We start from the raw sequence: 19,284 nt of genomic DNA, 5'->3' as shown, positions 1-19,284 counted from the left end.
TCTGACCCAAGATAATGACAATGGATTTTGTAGGAGTGCATCGTGCGTAAGTTGACTCAATTGGTTCTCCTGGCGACCGTGCTGGTTGCAGGTCCGGCTTTTGCCGACATGAAAATCGCCGTTCTGAACTATCAGATGGCACTGCTGGAATCCGATGCGGCGAAGAAATACGCCGTGGATGCCGAGAAAAAATTCGGCCCGCAACTGACCAAGCTCAAGAGCCTGGAAAGCAGCGCCAAGGGTATCCAGGACCGTCTGATGGCCGGTGGCGACAAGATGCAGCAAGGCGAGCGTGAACGTCTGGAGCTCGAGTTCAAGCAAAAGGCCCGTGATTTCCAGTTCCAGTCCAAGGAGCTGAACGAAGCCAAAGCCGTTGCCGACCGTGAAATGCTGAAGCAGCTCAAGCCGAAACTGGACAGCGCTGTGGAAGAAGTCATCAAGAAAGGTGCTTATGACCTGGTCTTCGAGCGTGGCGCAGTGATTGATGTCAAGCCTCAGTACGACATCACTCGCCAGGTTATCGAGCGCATGAATCAGCTGAAGTAACCCATGACAGCGACTATAAAGCTCGGCCAGTTGGCCGAGTTCCTCGGCGCCACCTTACGTGGCGACCCGGAGAAAGAAATTACTGGGCTGGCCACTTTGCAAGAGGCTGGCCCAGCTCAGTTGAGCTTTCTGGCAAATCCTCAATACCGTAAATACCTGGCTGACAGTCAGGCCGCAGCCGTGCTGCTGAAGGCCGCTGACGCTGAAGGTTTTGTCGGTGATGCGCTGGTGGTGGCTGATCCATATCTGTCTTATGCGCGCATTTCCCACCTGTTCGATCCCAAGCCCAAGGCGCCGGCCGGTATTCATCCGACAGCGGTAGTGGCAGCGGATGCGGTGGTCGATCCGGCGGCGAGCATCGGTGCCTTTGCGGTCATCGAAAGTGCAGCGCGCATTGACGCCGGTGTGACCGTTGGTGCGCATTGCTTCATCGGTGCACGCTGCGAAATTGGCGAGGGCGGCTGGTTGGCCCCGCGCGTCACGCTGTATCACGACGTGCGCATCGGCAAACGGGTGGTGATTCAATCCGGTGCCGTGCTCGGTGGTGAAGGCTTCGGTTTTGCCAACGAGAAAGGTATCTGGCAGAAAATTGCCCAGATCGGCGGCGTCTCGATCGGAGACGACGTGGAAATAGGCGTAAATACCGCTATCGATCGTGGCGCGCTGGCCGATACCGTCATTGGTAATGGTGTGAAGCTCGACAATCAGATTCAGATTGCCCACAACGTCCAGGTTGGTGACCACACGGCCATGGCCGCGTGCGTGGGAATTTCCGGCAGCACCAAAATCGGCAAGCATTGCATGCTTGCCGGTGGCGTAGGGCTGGTGGGGCATATCGACATTTGCGACAACGTTTTCCTGACCGGGATGACCATGGTGACCCACTCGATTACCGAGCCGGGCTCCTATTCTTCCGGTACGGCGATGCAACCGGCAGCCGAATGGCGCAAAAGCGCGGCACGTATCCGTCAGCTCGATGACATCGCGCGACGTCTGCGACAGCTGGAAAAGCGTGTAGGGGACGTGACCCCTGACGGTAATGCTTCATCAGATGGCTGATACCATTTCCATATCAAGTGTGCACAGCCGCTAGACTGCCTCCCTTGATTTGCTAGAGGAGTGCGCGTCAGTCGCGCGCTCCCAATCTTTACATAGGCTTCCCCCCGAAATGATGGACATCAACGAGATTCGCGAATACCTGCCTCACCGTTACCCGTTCCTGCTGGTGGACCGGGTCGTGGATCTGGATGTGGAAGGCAAGCGCATTCGCGCCTACAAGAATGTCAGCATCAACGAACCGTTCTTCAATGGTCACTTCCCTGCGCATCCAATCATGCCGGGCGTACTGATCATCGAAGCGATGGCTCAGGCTGCCGGGATCCTTGGTTTCAAAATGCTCGACGTGAAACCGGCCGATGGCACGCTTTACTACTTCGTCGGCTCCGACAAACTGCGCTTCCGTCAGCCGGTGCTGCCGGGCGATCAATTGATCCTTGAAGCCAAGTTCATCAGCTGCAAGCGTCAGATCTGGAAGTTCGAATGCCAGGCTTCGGTCGATGGCAAGCCAGTCTGCTCCGCTGAAATCATCTGTGCGGAACGCAAACTATGAGTTTGATTGACCCTCGCGCAATCATCGATCCGACGGCCATCCTGGCCGACGACGTCGAAGTCGGCCCTTGGTCGATTGTCGGCGCAGGTGTGGAAATCGGCGAGGGGACAGTGATCGGGCCGCATGTGATTCTCAAGGGCCCGACCCGAATCGGTAAGCACAACCGCATCTACCAGTTTTCTTCGGTAGGTGAGGACACGCCCGATCTGAAATACAAGGGCGAGGAAACCCGTCTGGTCATCGGTGACCACAACGTCATCCGTGAAGGCGTGACGATTCACCGCGGGACCATTCAGGACCGTTCGGAAACGACCCTGGGCGATCACAACCTGATCATGGCCTATGCCCACATCGGTCACGACAGCGTTATCGGCAATCATTGCATCCTGGTCAACAACACCGCGTTGGCAGGGCATGTGCACGTTGAAGACTGGGCGATCCTGTCCGGCTTCACCCTGGTTCACCAGTATTGCCACATTGGCGCCCACAGCTTTTCCGGCATGGGCACAGCCATTGGCAAAGACGTTCCAGCGTACGTCACGGTATTCGGCAACCCCGCTGAAGCTCGCAGCATGAACTTCGAAGGCATGCGCCGTCGGGGCTTCAGCGAAGAGGCGATCCACGCGCTGCGTCGTGCCTACAAGGTGGTTTACCGCCAGGGCCTGACAGTCGAGCAAGCGCTCGCCGAGCTGGCCGAACCCTCGCTGCAGTTCCCGGAAGTCGCGGTGTTCCGTGATTCCATCCAGTCTTCGACCCGCGGCATCACCCGCTAATCATGGCCAATCTGCGTATTGCGCTGGTGGCGGGTGAGGTTTCCGGTGACATTCTGGGTGCGGGTCTCATGCGTGCGCTCAAGGCACAGCATCCGGCGGTCGAGTTCATTGGTGTCGGCGGTCCGCTGATGCAGGCCGAAGGCCTGACCTCGTATTTCCCGATGGAACGCCTTTCTGTCATGGGGCTGGTGGAAGTGCTGGGCCGTTTGCGCGAGCTGTTGGCCCGTCGCAAGAAACTGGTTGCGGACCTGATCGCCGCGAAGCCGGACGTGTTCATCGGTATCGATGCCCCGGACTTCAACCTCAATATCGAACTCAAGCTGCGTCAGGCCGGGATCAAGACCGTGCATTACGTCAGCCCGTCGGTCTGGGCCTGGCGACAGAAGCGGGTGCTGAAGATTCGCGAAGGTTGCGACCTGATGCTGACGCTGTTCCCGTTCGAAGCTAAATTTTATGAAGAGAAGGGCGTGCCGGTACGGTTTGTCGGGCATTCCCTGGCCGATGCGATCCCGCTTGAGGCCGATCGCACCGCCGCGCGGGCCGAACTCGGTTTGCCGGAAGGGCCGTTGGTTGCCCTGATGCCGGGTAGTCGTGGCGGTGAAGTCGGGCGCCTCGGTGCGTTGTTCCTCGACACCGCCCAGCGCCTGCGGGCCATGCGTCCGGGCGTGCGATTCGTCATGCCGTGCGCCAGTCCGGAGCGCCGGGCCCAGTTGGAAGAGTTGCTGGCTGGTCGCGATCTGCCGCTGACCTTGCTCGACGGCAAATCCCATCTGGCGCTGGCGGCGTGCGACGCGGTGTTGATCGCTTCGGGCACCGCGACCCTGGAAGCATTGCTGTACAAGCGGCCGATGGTGGTCGCTTATCGCCTGGCACCGCTGACGTTCTGGATTCTCAAACGGATGGTGAAGAGTCCCTACGTCTCGTTGCCGAATTTGCTGGCCCAGCGCCTGCTGGTGCCAGAGTTGTTGCAGGACGATGCGACAGTCGAAGCCCTGGCCCAGACTCTGTCGCCGCTGATCGAAGGTGGCGAGGAGCAGACCCGAGGCTTTGACGAAATCCACCGAACCCTGCGACTGGACGCCTCCAATCAGGCAGCGGACGCGGTACTGAACCTGATTGGCAGAGCATAATGAGCAAAGCAAGCAAGCAACTGGGCCTGGATTTTATGCTGGTCGATGAAGTTGAAGATCTGGTGGCAGGTGTTGATGAAGTCGGTCGCGGCCCGCTGTGCGGTGCCGTGGTGACCGCCGCGGTGATCCTTGATCCGAGCCGGCCGATTCTCGGCCTCAACGATTCGAAGAAACTCACCGAAGCCCGCCGCGAAAAACTCTACGACGAAATCTGCGAAAAAGCCCTGAGCTGGTGCATTGCTCGCGCCGAAGTCGAAGAAATTGACGAGTTGAACATCCTTCATGCCACCATGCTGGCCATGCAGCGCGCGGTCGAGGGCCTGCACATTCAGCCGAAGCTGGCGATGATCGACGGCAACCGTTGCCCGAAACTCTCGATGCGCGCCGAAGCGGTGGTGCAAGGCGACAGCAAAGTGCCGGCCATCGCTGCGGCGTCAATTCTGGCCAAGGTCAGCCGTGATCGTGAAATGGCGGCGTTCGAACTGATTTACCCAGGTTACGGCATCGGTGGCCACAAAGGCTACCCGACGCCCGTTCATCTGGAGGCGCTGACGCGTCTGGGGCCGACACCGATTCACCGCCGCTCGTTCGCCCCGGTACGCCTGGCGTATGAAGCGCGGGAAAACCTGATCGAGGGTTAGTCGCAGGCTGATGTTTTACTCAAGGCCCGGTACAATCCGGGCCTTGTTGTCTTCACGTTTCTAGTTTCTAGACAGGATCACTATGCCGGCTTCATTCGTTCATCTACGCCTGCACACTGAATATTCCCTGGTCGACGGTCTGGTGCGGATCAAACCGCTGGTCAAGACCCTGGTCGGCATGAACATGCCTGCCGTGGCGGTCACTGACCAGAACAACATGTGTTCCCTGGTCAAATTCTATAAAGCCGCCATGGGCGCCGGGATCAAGCCGATTTGTGGCGCCGACCTGTGGCTGTCGAACAAGGATCCGGACAACCCCTTGAGCCGGATCAGCCTGCTGGCGATGAACGCCACAGGTTATCGCAACCTCACCGAACTGATCTCCCGTGGTTTCATCGACGGCCAGCGCAATGGTTCGATCATCATCGAGCGCGAGTGGGTGGCCGAAGCCAGCGAAGGCTTGATCATGCTGTCGGCGGCGAAAGAGGGCGAAATCGGTCTGGCGATGCTCGGCGGCAACCCGGACGAAGCCGAAACCCTGGCTCGCGAGTGGATGGCGGTGTTCCCGGATCGTTTCTATCTGGAAGTCCAGCGCACCAACCGCCCCAACGACGAAGAGCAACTGCACGGCGCCGTGGCCCTGGCCGAGAAAATCGGCGCGCCGCTGGTGGCGACCAACGACGTGCGCTTCATCAAGCAGGAAGACTTCGAAGCCCACGAAACCCGCGTTTGCATCGGTGAAGGCCGCGCCCTCGACGATCCGCGGCGTTCGAAGAATTACAGCGATCAGCAATACCTCAAAAGCGCCGAGGAAATGGCCGAGCTGTTCAGCGACCTGCCTGAGGCGCTGGAGAACACAGTCGAGATCGCCAAGCGCTGCAACATCGAAGTGAAGCTGGGCAAGCACTTCCTGCCCAACTTCCCGATTCCCGATGGCATGACCATCGACGAATATTTCCGCAAGGTTTCCTTCGACGGTCTGGAAGAACGCCTCAGCGTTCTGCTGCCCAAGGACACCACCGAAGACTACGAAGCCAAGCGCCAAGTCTATGTCGACCGGCTGAATTTCGAGCTGGATATCATCATCCAGATGGGCTTCCCCGGTTACTTCCTGATCGTGATGGACTTTATCCAGTGGGCCAAGAACAACGGCGTACCGGTGGGGCCTGGCCGTGGGTCGGGTGCCGGGTCGCTGGTGGCCTATGTGCAGAAGATCACCGACCTCGACCCGCTGGAATATGACCTGCTGTTCGAACGTTTCCTTAACCCGGAACGGGTTTCCATGCCCGACTTCGACGTCGACTTCTGCATGGACGGTCGCGACCGCGTGATCGATTACGTGGCCGAGAAATACGGCCGTAACGCGGTAAGCCAGATCATCACCTTCGGTTCCATGGCGGCCAAGGCTGTGGTCCGTGACGTGGCGCGGGTGCAGGGCAAGTCCTACGGACTGGCGGATCGTCTGTCGAAGATGATTCCGTTCGAAGTCGGCATGACCCTGGAAAAAGCCTACGAACAGGAAGAAATCCTGCGCGACTTCATCAAGGTCGATGAAGAAGCCGCGGAAATCTGGGAAATGGCGCGCAAGCTCGAAGGCGTTGTGCGTAACGTCGGTAAACACGCCGGTGGTGTGGTGATTGCGCCGACCAAGCTGACCGACTTCTCGCCGATCTATTGCGACGAAGCGGGCGACGGTCTGGTAACCCAGTTCGACAAGGATGACGTTGAGGCTGCCGGTCTGGTGAAGTTCGACTTCCTGGGGCTTCGGACCCTGACGATCATCGACTGGGCGCTGAAAACCATCAACCGCGACCGCGCCAAGGTCAACGAACCGCCGCTGGACATCGCGTTCATCCCGCTGGATGACAAACCGACTTACACGCTACTGCAAAAAGCCGAAACCACCGCGGTGTTCCAGCTCGAGTCGCGCGGCATGAAAGAGCTGATCAAAAAGCTCAAGCCCGACTGCCTGGAAGACTTGATCGCACTGGTGGCCCTGTTCCGTCCGGGCCCGCTGCAATCGGGCATGGTGGACGACTTCATCAACCGTAAGCACGGTCGCGCCGAACTCGCGTACCCGCACTCGGACTACCAGTACGACGGCCTCAAGCCGGTATTGGCGCCGACTTACGGCATCATCCTGTATCAGGAACAGGTGATGCAGATTGCCCAGGTCATGGCCGGTTACACCCTCGGCGGCGCGGACATGCTGCGTCGAGCCATGGGTAAGAAAAAACCCGAAGAAATGGCCAAGCAGCGCGGCGGTTTCATTGAAGGTTGCGCCACCAACAATATCGACGCTGACCTTGCCGGTAACATTTTCGACCTGGTAGAAAAATTCGCCGGTTACGGTTTCAACAAATCCCACTCCGCTGCCTACGGCCTGGTGTCGTACCAGACCGCGTGGCTGAAAGCCCACTATCCGGCGCCGTTCATGGCCGCGGTACTGTCGGCGGATATGCACAACACCGACAAGGTCGTGACCTTGATCGAAGAAGTGCGGACCATGAAGCTGCGCCTCGACGCGCCAGACGTGAACACCTCGGAGTTCAAGTTCACGGTGAACGACGAAGGCCGCATCATTTACGGTTTGGGCGCGATCAAGGGCGTGGGCGAAGGCCCGGTCGAAGCGATTACCGAGGCGCGGCAAGACGGGCCGTTCAAGGACCTGTTCGATTTTTGCGCGCGGGTCGACCTCAAGCGTATCAACAAACGCACCCTCGACGGCTTGATCCGCAGTGGTGCCCTGGACCGCCTTGGCCCGTATTTCCACGATGAGCAGAAAGCCTATCAGGCCAACATCGACCGCAACCGCGCGGTGTTGTTGACGGCCATGGAAGAGGCGATCAAGGCGGCCGAACAAACCGCTCGTACCCACGACAGTGGGCATGCCGATCTGTTTGGCGGTCTGTTCGTTGAAGAAGACGCCGACGTCTACGCCAATCACCGCAAGGCCAAGGAGCTGACCCTCAAGGAACGCCTGAAAGGCGAGAAAGATACCTTGGGCCTGTACCTCACCGGCCACCCGATCGACGAATACGAGGGCGAGATCCGTCGCTTCGCCCGTCAGCGCATCATCGACCTGAAGCCGGCTCGCGACACGCAAACGGTCGCGGGCATGATCATCGCCCTGCGAGTGATGAAGAACAAAAAGGGCGACAAGATGGGCTTCATCACCCTCGACGACCGCTCCGGGCGGATCGAAGCCTCGTTGTTCGCCGATGCGTTCCATTCCGCACAGTCGTTGTTGCAGACCGATGCGATGGTGGTGGTCGAAGGCGAAGTCAGCAACGACGACTTCTCCGGTGGCCTGCGGTTGCGGGTCAAGCGGGTGATGAGCATGGAAGATGCGCGCACCAACCTGGCCGAAAGCCTGCGCCTGAAGTTGCATGCAAAGGATCTCAAGGGCGATCAGCTACGCTGGTTGGGCGAGTTGTTGAAGCGTCATCGCGGTGCGTGCCCGATCACCATGGACTACACCAGCCCCGATGCGAAGGCCTTGTTGCAGTTTGGCGAGACCTGGCGGATCGACCCGGCGGATGCCTTGATTCAAGCCCTGCGTGACCAGTTCGGGCGAGACAACGTCTTCCTCCAATACCGTTGACGGTCAGGCGCCATTCCTTACCATGGGAACGCGCCTGATCCCGACCCGAATTTTTAATCTCGACCTGAACGCGCCTGTCCCTTAAGGTAGGGCGCGAATAGACAACCGGCCGGCCCAAGCTCTCTTGGACGCGACCCTAGACGGACGCCTATGAACCCGAATTTTCTAGATTTCGAACAGCCGATCGCCGACCTGCAAGCCAAGATCGAAGAGTTGCGCTTGGTCGGTAATGACAATTCGCTGAATATCGGCGATGAGATCTCCCGCCTACAGGACAAGAGCAGCACGCTGACCGAAGACATCTTCGGCAAGCTGACCAGCTGGCAGATCGCGCGTCTGGCGCGTCACCCGAAACGTCCGTACACCCTGGACTACATCGAACACATCTTCACCGAGTTCGATGAGTTGCACGGCGACCGTCACTTCTCCGACGACGCTGCCATCGTTGGCGGTGTTGCCCGTCTGGACGACCAGCCGGTGATGGTTATCGGTCACCAGAAAGGTCGCGAAGTGCGCGAGAAGGTTCGCCGCAACTTCGGCATGCCGCGCCCTGAGGGCTACCGCAAGGCGTGTCGCCTGATGGAAATGGCCGAGCGTTTCAAAATGCCGATCCTGACCTTCATCGACACCCCGGGCGCTTACCCTGGCATCGACGCCGAAGAGCGCAACCAGAGCGAAGCGATTGCCTGGAACCTGCGCGTCATGGCTCGCCTGAAAACCCCAATCATCGCCACCGTGATCGGTGAGGGTGGTTCCGGTGGTGCGCTGGCCATTGGCGTCTGCGATCAGCTGAACATGCTGCAATATTCGACTTACGCAGTGATTTCGCCGGAAGGTTGCGCCTCGATTCTGTGGAAAACTTCCGAGAAAGCCCCGGATGCCGCTGAAGCGATGGGCATCACTGCCGAGCGTCTGAAGGGCCTGGGCATCGTCGATAAAGTGATCGGCGAGCCGTTGGGCGGCGCTCATCGTGATCCGGCGGCTGCCGCTGCCTCGATCCGCGCCGAGCTGAGCTCGCAACTGGCGATGTTGAAGAAGTTCGACAACGACGCGCTGCTGGCCCGTCGTTACGAGCGTCTGATGAGCTACGGTCTCTGATCTGATCGCGCTATAGCCTTGTGGGAAGAGCCGGGCGACGTTCGTCTGCTCGCGATTGCGGTATAACAATCAACAAATATGTTGAATGTTAAGCAGCCTTCGCGAGCAGGCTCGCTCCCACAATGGGTCTATGTGAAGCGACTGACGTCTATGAGCCCTAAGACGATTGATCTGCCAGCCAGGCTTCTCCATGGGCTGGTTCCGTGGCGTAACGCCACAACCTGGCGCATAGCCTTCTCCGGTGGTCTCGATTCCACCGTCCTGCTGCACCTTCTCGCACACCTCGCAAAAACCGAATCCTTGCCGGCATTGACCGCCATTCACGTCCACCACGGCCTGCAGGCTGCGGCTGATGAGTGGCCGGAACATTGTCAGTCGGTCTGTGATGCGTTGGGTGTGCCGCTGGAGGTTGTGCGTGTTCAGGTTGAACGCGGCGCTAGCCTCGAGCGTGCGGCGCGGGATGCGCGTTACGGCGCCTTCATCGCGGCGACTCACGCCGGTGAAGTACTGCTCACAGGTCAGCACCGTGACGATCAAGCGGAAACCCTGTTGTTTCGGCTGATGCGCGGGGCAGGGGTGAGAGGTTTGTCGGGGATGCCGAGTGAGCGTCCTTTGGGGCGTGGGCATCTGCTGCGACCACTGCTTGATGTCACTCGCGCCGAGCTTGAGGCCTACGCCACTGAATATCAGCTGAACTGGATCGAAGATCCGTCGAATCAGGACCGGCAGTTCTCGCGCAATTACCTGCGTCATCAGGTGTTCCCCGTGTTGACCGCGCGCTGGCCGCAAGCAGTGGCGACCATGGCTCGCAGCGCTGCGCATCTGAGTGAGGCGCAGGGGTTGCTCGACGATCTGGCGCAAATTGATCTGGCCCAGGCCGGCACCGACAGTGATTTCGATTGGCTGGGGTTGCCGTCGCTGGAGCTGGCGCCCCTGGAAAAGCTCTCTGATGCACGCCAGCGCAATGCGCTGAGTCATTGGCTCAAACCGCTGACGTCTTTGCCGGACAGTGACCATTGGTCGGGTTGGCAGGATTTGCGCGATGCGACTGGCGACGCACGTCCGGTCTGGCGATTGGCGGCGGGCGAACTGCATCGCGCTGGTGGGCGTCTCTGGTGGTTGTCAGGTGGATGGTTGCGCACTCCGCCATCCCCGGTGTCCTGGGCTGACCCCGCGGTATTGCTGGCGTTACCGGATAATGGCGTGCTCACACTCACCGGCCAGATCCCCGATGGCCCGTTGCAGATCCGCTATCGTGAGGGCGGCGAAGTCATGAGTTTGCCCGATCGCGGTCACCGTGACTTGAAGCGTTTGCTCAACGAAAGCGGTGTGCCGGGCTTCGCCCGTGGCAGATTGCCGCTGGTCTACAGGGGCCAGCAATTGCTGGCGGTGGCGAACCTGCGGGGGCTGAATGGCAGTGAGCGCAGTGGCTGGTATTTGCATTGGCGGCCGCCGATCGAAGATCAAGGTTTGAGCTGAAAGGGGCTTTCCGGTAGACTACGCTCCCTTCTTGATACAACTTCTGTGGATTCGCCTGAATCGCAGGAGTTGCCGATTACCAAGCAGTCTTTGCTGGGCGATTCCAAAAAATGTGTAGCGAGCAACCTACCGGTGTTTCATCTTCCGGTCTGTCCCAACGCGGCGGTTTTTTTGAAAGGTGCACTGTGATTAATGCAGGTGATCGGGGGCTTCGGCCTTCCTTCGCTTTCCCCGGCGGCTCGGACCGCTTTAACGCAGACTTCTAGGGTTTTTCATGACGCGCTACATATTCGTCACGGGCGGTGTTGTTTCTTCATTGGGGAAAGGCATTGCCTCGGCTTCATTGGCGGCCATCCTGGAGGCGCGGGGACTTAAGGTCACCATGCTGAAGCTGGACCCGTACATCAACGTTGACCCGGGCACCATGAGCCCGTTCCAGCACGGTGAAGTGTTCGTCACCCACGACGGCGCCGAGACCGACCTGGACCTGGGCCACTACGAGCGGTTCATCCGCACGACCATGACCCAGAACAACAACTTCACCACTGGCCGTGTCTACGAACACGTCCTGCGCAAAGAGCGCCGTGGTGATTACCTGGGCGCAACCATTCAGGTGATCCCGCACATCACCGACGAAATCAAGCGCCGGATCATCAAGGGCGCTGGCGATGCCGACGTGGCCATGGTCGAGATCGGTGGCACCGTGGGTGACATCGAGTCGCAACCGTTCCTCGAGGCGATCCGTCAATTGCGTTTCGAAGTCGGCGCCAAGCGCGCGATGCTGATGCACCTGACACTGGTGCCGTACATCGCCACTGCCGGCGAAACCAAAACCAAGCCAACCCAGCACTCGGTCAAGGAACTGCGTTCCATTGGCCTGCAGCCTGACGTGCTGGTGTGCCGCTCCGATCACCCGATCGACATTTCTTCGCGTCGCAAGATCGCGCAGTTCACCAACGTTGAAGAGCGTGCGGTGATTGCGCTGGAAGACGCCGACACCATCTACAAGATCCCGGGCATTCTGCACTCCCAGGGCCTGGATGATTTCGTCGTCGAGCGTTTCGGCCTGCAATGCGACAGCGCCGATCTGTCCGAGTGGGAAGCGGTGGTTGATGCCAAGCTGAACCCGGAGCACGAAGTCACCATCGCCATGGTCGGCAAGTACATGGAACTGCTGGACGCCTACAAGTCGCTGATCGAGGCGATGAGTCACGCTGGCATCAGCAACCGCACCAAGGTCAACCTGCGCTACATCGATTCCGAAGACATCGAAAACCAGGGCACCGCGCTGCTGGAAGGCGTCGACGCGATTCTGGTACCGGGCGGCTTCGGTCTGCGTGGTGTTGAAGGCAAGATCACTGCCGTTCAATACGCTCGCGAAAACAAGGTTCCATACCTGGGTATCTGCCTGGGCATGCAAGTGGCCGTTATCGAGTTCGCTCGTAACGTAATGGGCTGGAAAGATGCCAACTCCACTGAGTTCGATCGTACCAGCGGTCACCCGGTGGTGGGTCTGATCACCGAGTGGGAAGATGCCACCGGCGCCGTCGAAATCCGTACCGAATCGTCCGATCTGGGTGGCACCATGCGCCTTGGCGCTCAGGACTGCCTGCTTGAGCCAGGTTCCCTGGTGCACGATTGCTACGCCAAGGATGTGATCGTCGAGCGTCACCGTCATCGCTACGAAGTGAACAACAACCTGCTGCCGCAAATCATCGAGGCCGGCCTGAAAATCTCTGGTCGTTCCGGTGATGGCGCGCTGGTTGAAGTGGTTGAAGCACCGGATCACCCATGGTTCGTCGCTTGCCAGTTCCACCCAGAGTTCACCTCGACGCCACGCGACGGTCACCCGTTGTTCAGCGGTTTCGTTAAAGCCGCTTTGGCTCAACACCAGAAGAAGGCGTAATCCTGATGGCGCAGAAGATCATCCGCGTAGGCGATATCGAGATTGCCAACGACAAGCCAATGGTGCTGTTCGGTGGCATGAACGTGCTGGAAAGCCGTGACATGGCGATGCAGGTCTGCGAAGAGTACGTAAAGGTCACCGAAAAACTCGGTATCCCTTACGTGTTCAAGGCCAGTTTCGACAAGGCGAACCGTTCTTCTGTGACCTCTTATCGTGGCCCCGGGCTGGAAGAGGGCATGCGGATTTTCCAGGACATCAAGCAAGCCTTTGGCGTACCGATCATCACCGACGTCCACGAGCCTGATCAGGCTGCGGTCGTCGCTGAAGTCTGCGACATTATCCAGTTGCCGGCCTTCCTGTCCCGCCAGACCGATCTCGTGGTCGCGATGGCCAAGACCGGCGCGGTGATCAACATCAAGAAAGCCCAGTTCCTCGCGCCCCAGGAAATGAAACACATCCTGAACAAATGCGTGGAAGCCGGTAACGATCAGTTGATTCTCTGCGAGCGTGGTTCGAGCTTCGGCTACAACAATCTCGTGGTCGACATGCTCGGCTTCGGCATCATGAAGCAGTTCGAATACCCGGTGTTCTTCGACGTGACCCACGCGCTGCAAATGCCCGGCGGTCGCTCCGATTCCGCCGGTGGTCGTCGTGCCCAGGTCACTGACCTGGCCAAGGCCGGCATGAGCCAGTCGCTGGCCGGGCTGTTCCTCGAAGCCCACCCGGACCCGGACAACGCCAAATGCGACGGCCCTTGCGCCCTGCGTCTGGACAAACTGGAGCCATTCCTGGCCCAGCTCAAAGCACTGGACGAACTGGTGAAGAGTTTTCCGACGGTAGAAACCGCGTAAACCTCAATTCTCCGGTAAAGTACCGCACGGTTTAAATGCTCAGGCCCTCGGGCTTGAGCCTTATCGTCCGCAAGTCTGCCCGCTGTCTGTCACTTGCCGACGATAAAAGATTTCCTTCAGCTGCGTCGTTTTCGTCAACTTTGGAGTGTTTACAACAATGGCAAAAATCGTCGACATCAAAGGTCGTGAAGTTCTCGACTCCCGTGGCAATCCCACTGTGGAAGCAGACGTGCTTCTCGATAACGGCATCATCGGCAGCGCATGCGCGCCATCCGGTGCTTCCACTGGCTCGCGTGAAGCGCTCGAGCTGCGTGATGGCGACAAGAGCCGTTATCTGGGTAAAGGCGTGCTTAAGGCCGTAGCCAACATCAACGGTCCGATCCGCGACCTGTTGCTGGGCAAAGACCCAAGCGACCAGAAAGCGCTGGATCACGCGATGATCAAGCTCGATGGCACTGAGAACAAAGCGACCCTGGGCGCCAACGCGATCCTCGCCGTTTCCCTGGCCGCGGCCAAGGCAGCAGCACAGGACCAGGACCTGCCGCTGTACGCTCACATTGCCAACCTGAACGGTACCCCGGGTGTTTACTCGATGCCGGTTCCGATGATGAACATCATCAACGGTGGCGAGCACGCCGATAACAACGTCGACATCCAGGAATTCATGGTTCAGCCGGTTGGCGCCAAGTCTTTCTCGGAAGGTCTGCGCATGGGCACCGAGATTTTCCATCATCTCAAAGCCGTTCTGAAGGCTCGTGGCCTGAGCACTGCCGTCGGTGACGAAGGTGGTTTCGCGCCGAACCTGTCTTCCAACGAAGACGCTTTGAAAGTGATCTCCGAAGCCGTGGCCAACGCCGGTTACAAGCTGGGCACCGACGTGACCCTGGCCCTGGACTGCGCGGCCAGTGAATTCTACGAAGATGGCAAGTACAACCTGTCCGGCGAAGGCCAGGTGTTCACTGCTGAAGGTTTCGCCGACTACCTGAAAGGTTTGACCGAGCGTTACCCGATCATCTCCATCGAAGACGGTCTGGACGAGTCCGACTGGGCTGGCTGGAAAATCCTCACCGACAAGATCGGCGAGAAGACTCAGCTGGTAGGCGACGACCTGTTCGTGACCAACACCAAGATCCTGAAAGAAGGCATCGATAAAAAGATCGCCAACTCGATCCTGATCAAGTTCAACCAGATCGGCACCCTGACCGAAACCCTGGAAGCCATCCAGATGGCCAAGGCCGCTGGTTACACTGCCGTGATCTCGCACCGCTCCGGCGAAACCGAAGATTCGACCATTGCCGACCTGGCCGTGGGCACCTCGGCTGGCCAGATCAAGACCGGTTCGCTGTGCCGTTCCGACCGCGTTTCCAAGTACAACCAACTGCTGCGTATCGAAGAGCAGTTGAATGGCAAAGCCAAGTACAACGGCCGTAGCGAATTCCGCGGCTGAGTGGTAAACGATAAAAAGACACCGGATTGTGTCGGAAAAATCGCGACAGCGACGGATTTGCCACTAATCTGATGCCTTAAGAGCACAAGCCTGGTTCTTCCAGGCTTCGTGCTATCAGAAGCTTCAAAGTTTGGCATGGCTGTCTTTTTTCACTGGATACCTGATATTCGATGCGCAGTCCCAATTGGTTGTTCCTCGTCTTGCTCTTGCTGCTGGCCGGCCTGCAGTATCGCCTGTGGGTGGGTAATGGCAGTCTGGCGCAAGTGGCCGAGCTGAAGCAGCAGATTGCGGATCAACACGCCGAGAACGAGGCGTTGCTGGAGCGCAATCGGGTGATGGACGCCGAAGTCAGTGAGTTGAAAAAGGGCATGGAGACCGTTGAAGAACGGGCTCGCCATGAGTTGGGCATGGTCAAGGATGGTGAAACCCTTTACCAGTTGGCCCAATGATTGAGTCGTTACCGGCCTTCTGGGCCGTGATTCCTGCCGCGGGCGTCGGTGCCCGTATGGCCGCGGACCGTCCCAAGCAATACTTGCAACTGGGCGGGCGCACTATTCTCGAACACAGCCTTGGCTGTTTCCTCGATCATCCTGCCCTGAAGGGGTTGGTGGTCAGTCTTGCCATCGACGATCCTTACTGGCCGAATCTGGCCTGTGCTGCCGATCCGCGTATTCAGCGGGTTGAAGGCGGCGCCGAGCGTTCCGGATCAGTGCTCAACGCCTTGCTGCATCTGCATGCCCAGGGCGCTGACGATGAGGATTGGGTGTTGGTTCACGATGCCGCGCGACCGAATCTGGCGCGCGATGATCTTGATAAATTGCTCAGTGAACTGGCTGACGACCCGGTGGGCGGCCTATTGGCGGTGCCTGCGCGCGACACCCTCAAACGGGTCGACAAGCACGGGCGTGTGCTGGAAACAGTGGATCGCAGTGTGATCTGGCAGGCTTATACACCGCAGATGTTTCGCCTTGGAGCATTGCATCGGGCGTTGGCGGATAGCCTGGTGGCGGATGCTGTCATCACCGATGAAGCCTCGGCGATGGAGTGGGCAGGTATGGCACCCCGTTTGATCGAAGGTCGATCCGACAACATCAAAGTCACTCGCCCCGAAGACCTTGAGTGGTTGCGCCAGCGCTGGGCGAACCGCCGTTAAAAGATCGCCGCCTATGCAGGCTGTGATCTTTTGCTCTTAAACCCGATATTCCGGCCGTTCGGCCAACCCTTCCTTCAAATAATCCACTAACTTGCGTACTTTCGGTGACAGATGCCGCTGCTGTGGATAAAGCGCCCAAACCGCTGTGTTCGGCGGTTGGTGGGCTTCCAGCAGCGAGATCAATTCGCCGTTTTTCAGGTGCTCCAGCACGTAGTAATCCGGCAGCTGACACAATCCAACCCCTTGTAGCGCGGCATCCAGCACTGCCTGCCCACTGTTGCAACGCCAGTTTCCCTGTACTCGCTGGGAAAATTCCCGCCCGTTCTGTTCCAGTTGCCAGATATCCGAGCTGCCGATGAGGCAGTTGTGGCGACTCAGTTCCGACAAACTGTGTGGGCGACCATACCGTTCCAGGTAGGACGGCGAGGCGCACAGGTACATGCGCCGTGGTGCCAAACGAGTCGCGACCAATCTTGAATCCTGCAGGCGGCCGAGGCGGATGGCCAGGTCCAGCCCTTCGTGCACCAGATCGAGCGGGCGGTTGCTCAGTTCGATGTCGACACGCAGTTGCGGATACAGCCCCATGAAACGAGTCACCAGCGGCACAATGAATCGTTCGCCGTAGGCCACGGCACAGGTCATGCGCAGCATGCCCTTGGGTTCGCTGGTCAGGTCGCCGACAGCGCGCAACGCTTCTTCGCGGCCGTCCTGCAACCGTTGGCAATGTTGCAGAAAGGTTTGCCCGGCTTCGGTCAGCGTGACCCGGCGGGTGCTGCGATAGAGCAAGCGGGTTTGCAGTCGCTCTTCCAGTCGTACGATTTGGCGACTGATGTGGGAGGAAGACACCCCAAGGCGTTCAGCCGCGGCGGTGAATTGGTTGCACTCTGCGACGGCGACGAACTCGTCGATGCCTTCCCAGCGGTTTTCGGACATCAGGATTATCCCTGCATGGCAATAATGTTTTGCTTTTGTCCCGATTATTCATCGTATGCCGCTGTATTACACTCCCTGTCTCGTTTTTATTCACTGGAGAGTCAGCATGATCAAGTCGCGCGCCGCCGTTGCCTTCGAGGCCAAGAAGCCCCTCGAGATCGTTGAAGTCGATGTCGCCATGCCCAAGGCGGGCGAAGTCCTGCTGCGCGTCGTCGCTTCCGGTGTCTGCCATACCGATGCCTACACCCTCTCGGGCGCGGACCCGGAAGGTATCTTCCCGTCGATCCTGGGCCACGAAGGTGGCGCGGTGGTCGAAGCGATCGGCGAGGGCGTGACCTCGGTTGCGGTGGGCGATCATGTGATCCCGCTGTACACCCCGGAATGTGGCAAGTGCAAATTCTGTCTGTCGGGCAAAACCAACCTCTGCCAGGCGATTCGTGCAACCCAGGGTAAAGGCCTGATGCCGGACGGCACTTCGCGCTTCTCCTACAAGGGCGAAACGATTTTCCACTACATGGGCACCTCGACGTTTTCCGAGTACACCGTGCTGCCGGAAATCTCTGTCGCCAAAATTCCTAAAGAAGCACCGCTGGAAAAAGTCTGCCTGCTGGGCTGTGGCGTCACCACCGGCATCGGTGCTGTGATCAACACTGCCAAGGTCAAACCGGGTGACACCGTTGCCATCTTCGGCCTGGGTGGCATCGGACTGTCTGCCGTGATCGGCGCGGTCAAAGCCAAGGCTGGCCGGATCATCGCCATTGACATCAACCCGGCCAAGTTCGAAATCGCCAAGCAATTGGGCGCCACGGACTGCGTGAACCCGAAAGACTTCGATCGTCCGATTCAGGAAGTGATCGTCGACATGACCGATGGCGGCGTCGACTTCTCGTTCGAATGCATCGGCAACGTGCAGTTGATGCGTGCCGCACTTGAGTGCTGCCACAAAGGTTGGGGCGAGTCGGTCATCATCGGTGTGGCCGGCGCAGGCCAGGAAATCTCCACCCGTCCATTCCAGTTGGTCACCGGTCGCGTCTGGCGCGGTTCGGCGTTCGGTGGCGTGCGTGGCCGTACCGAGTTGCCAAGCTATGTCGAAATGGCCCAGACCGGCGAGATCCCGTTGGATACCTTCATCACCCACACCATGGGCCTGGAAGATATCAACAAGGCGTTTGACTTGATGCATGAAGGCAAAAGCATCCGTAGCGTCATTCATTTCTGAGGTCGCTTATGAGCCTGGAAAATATCTCCTGCCAGAAAAGCTTCGGCGGCTGGCACAAGCGCTACCGGCACCGCTCCGACGTGCTCGGTTGCGACATGGTGTTTGCCGTGTACCTGCCGCCGCAAGCGGAGCAGGGCGGTAAACTGCCAGTGTTGTACTGGTTGTCTGGCCTGACCTGTACCGACGAGAACTTCATGCAGAAGGCCGGTGCCATGCGCATGGCTGCCGAGCTGGGGCTGATTATCGTCGCACCGGACACCAGCCCACGCGGTCCCGAAGTGCCGGGCGATCCGGATGGTGCCTGGGACTTCGGTCTCGGTGCCGGTTTTTATCTGAATGCCACGCAGGAACCGTGGTCGCGGCACTATCGGATGCATGACTATGTCGTGCAGGAATTGCCGGCATTGGTTGAGGCGCATTTCCCGGCATCGGAAAAGCGTGGCATCAGCGGCCACTCCATGGGTGGTCACGGTGCGCTGGTCTGCGCCTTGCGCAATCCGGGGCGTTACCAGTCGGTGTCGGCGTTCTCGCCGATCAACAATCCGATCGATTGCCCATGGGGGCAGAAAGCCTTTTCCCGCTACTTGGGGGAAGACCGGTCGAAATGGCGCGAGTGGGATGCCTGTGCATTGATCGCCGAAGCCGACGAGAAACTGCCGCTGCTGGTGGATCAGGGTGATCGCGACGATTTCCTCGCCACCCAGCTTAAGCCTGAAGCCCTGCAACAGGCAGCGAAACTTGCCGGTCATCCGCTGACGTTGCGTTTGCAACCCGGCTACGACCACAGTTATTTCTTCATCGCCAGTTTCATCGACGACCACTTGCAGCATCACGCGCGCGCTCTAAGCGCCTAATGTCTGACAAAGCAGGTAGAATCACGCCCTGACAAAAATCG

General features: G+C 59.0%; 17 protein-coding genes. 16 read left to right on the top strand and 1 reads right to left on the bottom strand.

Going from position 1 to position 19,284, the window contains the following annotated elements; all coding sequences use genetic code 11:
* Window positions 1–42: 42 nt before the first annotated feature.
* The 14 genes from LOY28_RS23940 (at window position 43) to ispD (ending at window position 16,237) form a co-directional block, all read left to right on the top strand.
* Window positions 43–546 carry an OmpH family outer membrane protein gene (locus LOY28_RS23940; protein WP_007940508.1) on the top strand — a complete coding sequence of 168 codons (504 nt, stop codon included), beginning with the start codon at window positions 43–45 and terminating at the stop codon, window positions 544–546.
* Between the two features lie 3 nt (window positions 547–549).
* Window positions 550–1,605: a UDP-3-O-(3-hydroxymyristoyl)glucosamine N-acyltransferase gene (lpxD, locus tag LOY28_RS23935; protein ID WP_258612638.1), complete on the top strand. Its 1,056-nt coding sequence runs from the start codon at window positions 550–552 to the stop codon at window positions 1,603–1,605.
* A 109-nt stretch (window positions 1,606–1,714) separates the two neighbouring features.
* The gene (fabZ, locus tag LOY28_RS23930) at window positions 1,715–2,155 is read left to right on the top strand and encodes a 3-hydroxyacyl-ACP dehydratase FabZ (RefSeq protein ID WP_007940511.1); all 441 of its coding nucleotides are present in this window, start codon (window positions 1,715–1,717) and stop codon (window positions 2,153–2,155) included.
* Complete coding sequence (gene lpxA, locus LOY28_RS23925; protein ID WP_018927011.1) at window positions 2,152–2,928, top strand: acyl-ACP--UDP-N-acetylglucosamine O-acyltransferase; 777 nt, start codon at window positions 2,152–2,154, stop codon at window positions 2,926–2,928. The genes fabZ and lpxA overlap by 4 nt, the downstream gene beginning before the upstream one ends.
* A gap of 2 nt (window positions 2,929–2,930) precedes the next feature.
* Window positions 2,931–4,058, top strand: a complete 1,128-nt coding sequence (gene lpxB / locus LOY28_RS23920) for a lipid-A-disaccharide synthase (protein ID WP_258612637.1) — start codon at window positions 2,931–2,933, stop codon at window positions 4,056–4,058.
* Window positions 4,058–4,699: a ribonuclease HII gene (gene rnhB / locus LOY28_RS23915; RefSeq protein ID WP_018927009.1), complete on the top strand. Its 642-nt coding sequence runs from the start codon at window positions 4,058–4,060 to the stop codon at window positions 4,697–4,699. Before lpxB ends, rnhB begins: the two co-directional genes overlap by 1 nt.
* Window positions 4,700–4,781: 82 nt before the next feature.
* A complete protein-coding gene (gene dnaE, locus LOY28_RS23910; protein ID WP_018927008.1) occupies window positions 4,782–8,303 on the top strand; it encodes a DNA polymerase III subunit alpha in 3,522 nt (1,173 codons plus the stop codon).
* Between the two features lie 150 nt (window positions 8,304–8,453).
* Window positions 8,454–9,401, top strand: a complete 948-nt coding sequence (locus LOY28_RS23905) for an acetyl-CoA carboxylase carboxyltransferase subunit alpha (RefSeq protein ID WP_018927007.1) — start codon at window positions 8,454–8,456, stop codon at window positions 9,399–9,401.
* Window positions 9,402–9,551: 150 nt separating this feature from the next.
* Entirely contained in the window at window positions 9,552–10,880 is a 1,329-nt protein-coding gene (gene tilS, locus LOY28_RS23900; protein ID WP_258612636.1) for a tRNA lysidine(34) synthetase TilS, read from the top strand.
* 274 nt (window positions 10,881–11,154) lie between these two features.
* Window positions 11,155–12,786 (top strand): CTP synthase, encoded by a 1,632-nt coding sequence (locus LOY28_RS23895; protein ID WP_026286489.1) that lies wholly within the window; start codon window positions 11,155–11,157, stop codon window positions 12,784–12,786.
* A gap of 5 nt (window positions 12,787–12,791) precedes the next feature.
* Window positions 12,792–13,637, top strand: a complete 846-nt coding sequence (kdsA, locus tag LOY28_RS23890) for a 3-deoxy-8-phosphooctulonate synthase (RefSeq protein ID WP_015093773.1) — start codon at window positions 12,792–12,794, stop codon at window positions 13,635–13,637.
* A gap of 157 nt (window positions 13,638–13,794) precedes the next feature.
* On the top strand, window positions 13,795–15,084 hold the full coding sequence (eno, locus tag LOY28_RS23885) for a phosphopyruvate hydratase (RefSeq protein ID WP_019581013.1): 1,290 nt from the start codon (window positions 13,795–13,797) through the stop codon (window positions 15,082–15,084).
* A gap of 170 nt (window positions 15,085–15,254) precedes the next feature.
* Complete coding sequence (gene ftsB, locus LOY28_RS23880; protein WP_007907178.1) at window positions 15,255–15,533, top strand: cell division protein FtsB; 279 nt, start codon at window positions 15,255–15,257, stop codon at window positions 15,531–15,533.
* The gene (gene ispD, locus LOY28_RS23875; RefSeq protein ID WP_019581012.1) at window positions 15,530–16,237 is read left to right on the top strand and encodes a 2-C-methyl-D-erythritol 4-phosphate cytidylyltransferase; all 708 of its coding nucleotides are present in this window, start codon (window positions 15,530–15,532) and stop codon (window positions 16,235–16,237) included. Before ftsB ends, ispD begins: the two co-directional genes overlap by 4 nt.
* A 36-nt stretch (window positions 16,238–16,273) precedes the next feature.
* On the opposite strand, the gene LOY28_RS23870 is transcribed toward ispD, so the two are convergent.
* Window positions 16,274–17,170, bottom strand: coding sequence for a LysR substrate-binding domain-containing protein (locus LOY28_RS23870; RefSeq protein WP_018927003.1), 897 nt, complete (start codon window positions 17,168–17,170; stop codon window positions 16,274–16,276).
* 106 nt (window positions 17,171–17,276) lie between these two features.
* On the opposite strand from LOY28_RS23870, the gene LOY28_RS23865 reads away from it, so the two are divergent.
* Both LOY28_RS23865 and fghA read left to right on the top strand, forming a co-directional pair.
* Window positions 17,277–18,389 (top strand): S-(hydroxymethyl)glutathione dehydrogenase/class III alcohol dehydrogenase, encoded by a 1,113-nt coding sequence (locus tag LOY28_RS23865; protein ID WP_007907184.1) that lies wholly within the window; start codon window positions 17,277–17,279, stop codon window positions 18,387–18,389.
* Window positions 18,390–18,397: 8 nt separating this feature from the next.
* Window positions 18,398–19,243, top strand: coding sequence for an S-formylglutathione hydrolase (fghA, locus tag LOY28_RS23860; protein WP_064620040.1), 846 nt, complete (start codon window positions 18,398–18,400; stop codon window positions 19,241–19,243).
* The last annotated feature ends 41 nt before the right edge of the window (window positions 19,244–19,284 follow it).

Source organism: Pseudomonas sp. B21-017, from assembly GCF_024749245.1.
Taxonomy (GTDB): Bacteria; Pseudomonadota; Gammaproteobacteria; order Pseudomonadales; family Pseudomonadaceae; genus Aquipseudomonas.
Note: the sequence above shows the minus strand (reverse complement) of the source record. Positions and strands in the feature narration are given on the sequence as shown.

What these genes read in the sequence shown, in the direction of transcription:
- lpxD (WP_258612638.1), top strand. Translation starts at nt 550, where the DNA reads ATGACAGCGACTATAAAGCTCGGCCAGTTGGCCGAGTTCCTCGGCGCC.
- fabZ (WP_007940511.1), top strand. Translation starts at nt 1,715, where the DNA reads ATGATGGACATCAACGAGATTCGCGAATACCTGCCTCACCGTTACCCG.
- lpxA (WP_018927011.1), top strand. Translation starts at nt 2,152, where the DNA reads ATGAGTTTGATTGACCCTCGCGCAATCATCGATCCGACGGCCATCCTG.
- lpxB (WP_258612637.1), top strand. Translation starts at nt 2,931, where the DNA reads ATGGCCAATCTGCGTATTGCGCTGGTGGCGGGTGAGGTTTCCGGTGAC.
- rnhB (WP_018927009.1), top strand. Translation starts at nt 4,058, where the DNA reads ATGAGCAAAGCAAGCAAGCAACTGGGCCTGGATTTTATGCTGGTCGAT.
- dnaE (WP_018927008.1), top strand. Translation starts at nt 4,782, where the DNA reads ATGCCGGCTTCATTCGTTCATCTACGCCTGCACACTGAATATTCCCTG.
- LOY28_RS23905 (WP_018927007.1), top strand. Translation starts at nt 8,454, where the DNA reads ATGAACCCGAATTTTCTAGATTTCGAACAGCCGATCGCCGACCTGCAA.
- tilS (WP_258612636.1), top strand. Translation starts at nt 9,552, where the DNA reads ATGAGCCCTAAGACGATTGATCTGCCAGCCAGGCTTCTCCATGGGCTG.
- LOY28_RS23895 (WP_026286489.1), top strand. Translation starts at nt 11,155, where the DNA reads ATGACGCGCTACATATTCGTCACGGGCGGTGTTGTTTCTTCATTGGGG.
- kdsA (WP_015093773.1), top strand. Translation starts at nt 12,792, where the DNA reads ATGGCGCAGAAGATCATCCGCGTAGGCGATATCGAGATTGCCAACGAC.
- eno (WP_019581013.1), top strand. Translation starts at nt 13,795, where the DNA reads ATGGCAAAAATCGTCGACATCAAAGGTCGTGAAGTTCTCGACTCCCGT.
- ftsB (WP_007907178.1), top strand. Translation starts at nt 15,255, where the DNA reads ATGCGCAGTCCCAATTGGTTGTTCCTCGTCTTGCTCTTGCTGCTGGCC.
- ispD (WP_019581012.1), top strand. Translation starts at nt 15,530, where the DNA reads ATGATTGAGTCGTTACCGGCCTTCTGGGCCGTGATTCCTGCCGCGGGC.
- LOY28_RS23870 (WP_018927003.1), bottom strand. Translation starts at nt 17,170, where the DNA reads ATGTCCGAAAACCGCTGGGAAGGCATCGACGAGTTCGTCGCCGTCGCA.
- LOY28_RS23865 (WP_007907184.1), top strand. Translation starts at nt 17,277, where the DNA reads ATGATCAAGTCGCGCGCCGCCGTTGCCTTCGAGGCCAAGAAGCCCCTC.
- fghA (WP_064620040.1), top strand. Translation starts at nt 18,398, where the DNA reads ATGAGCCTGGAAAATATCTCCTGCCAGAAAAGCTTCGGCGGCTGGCAC.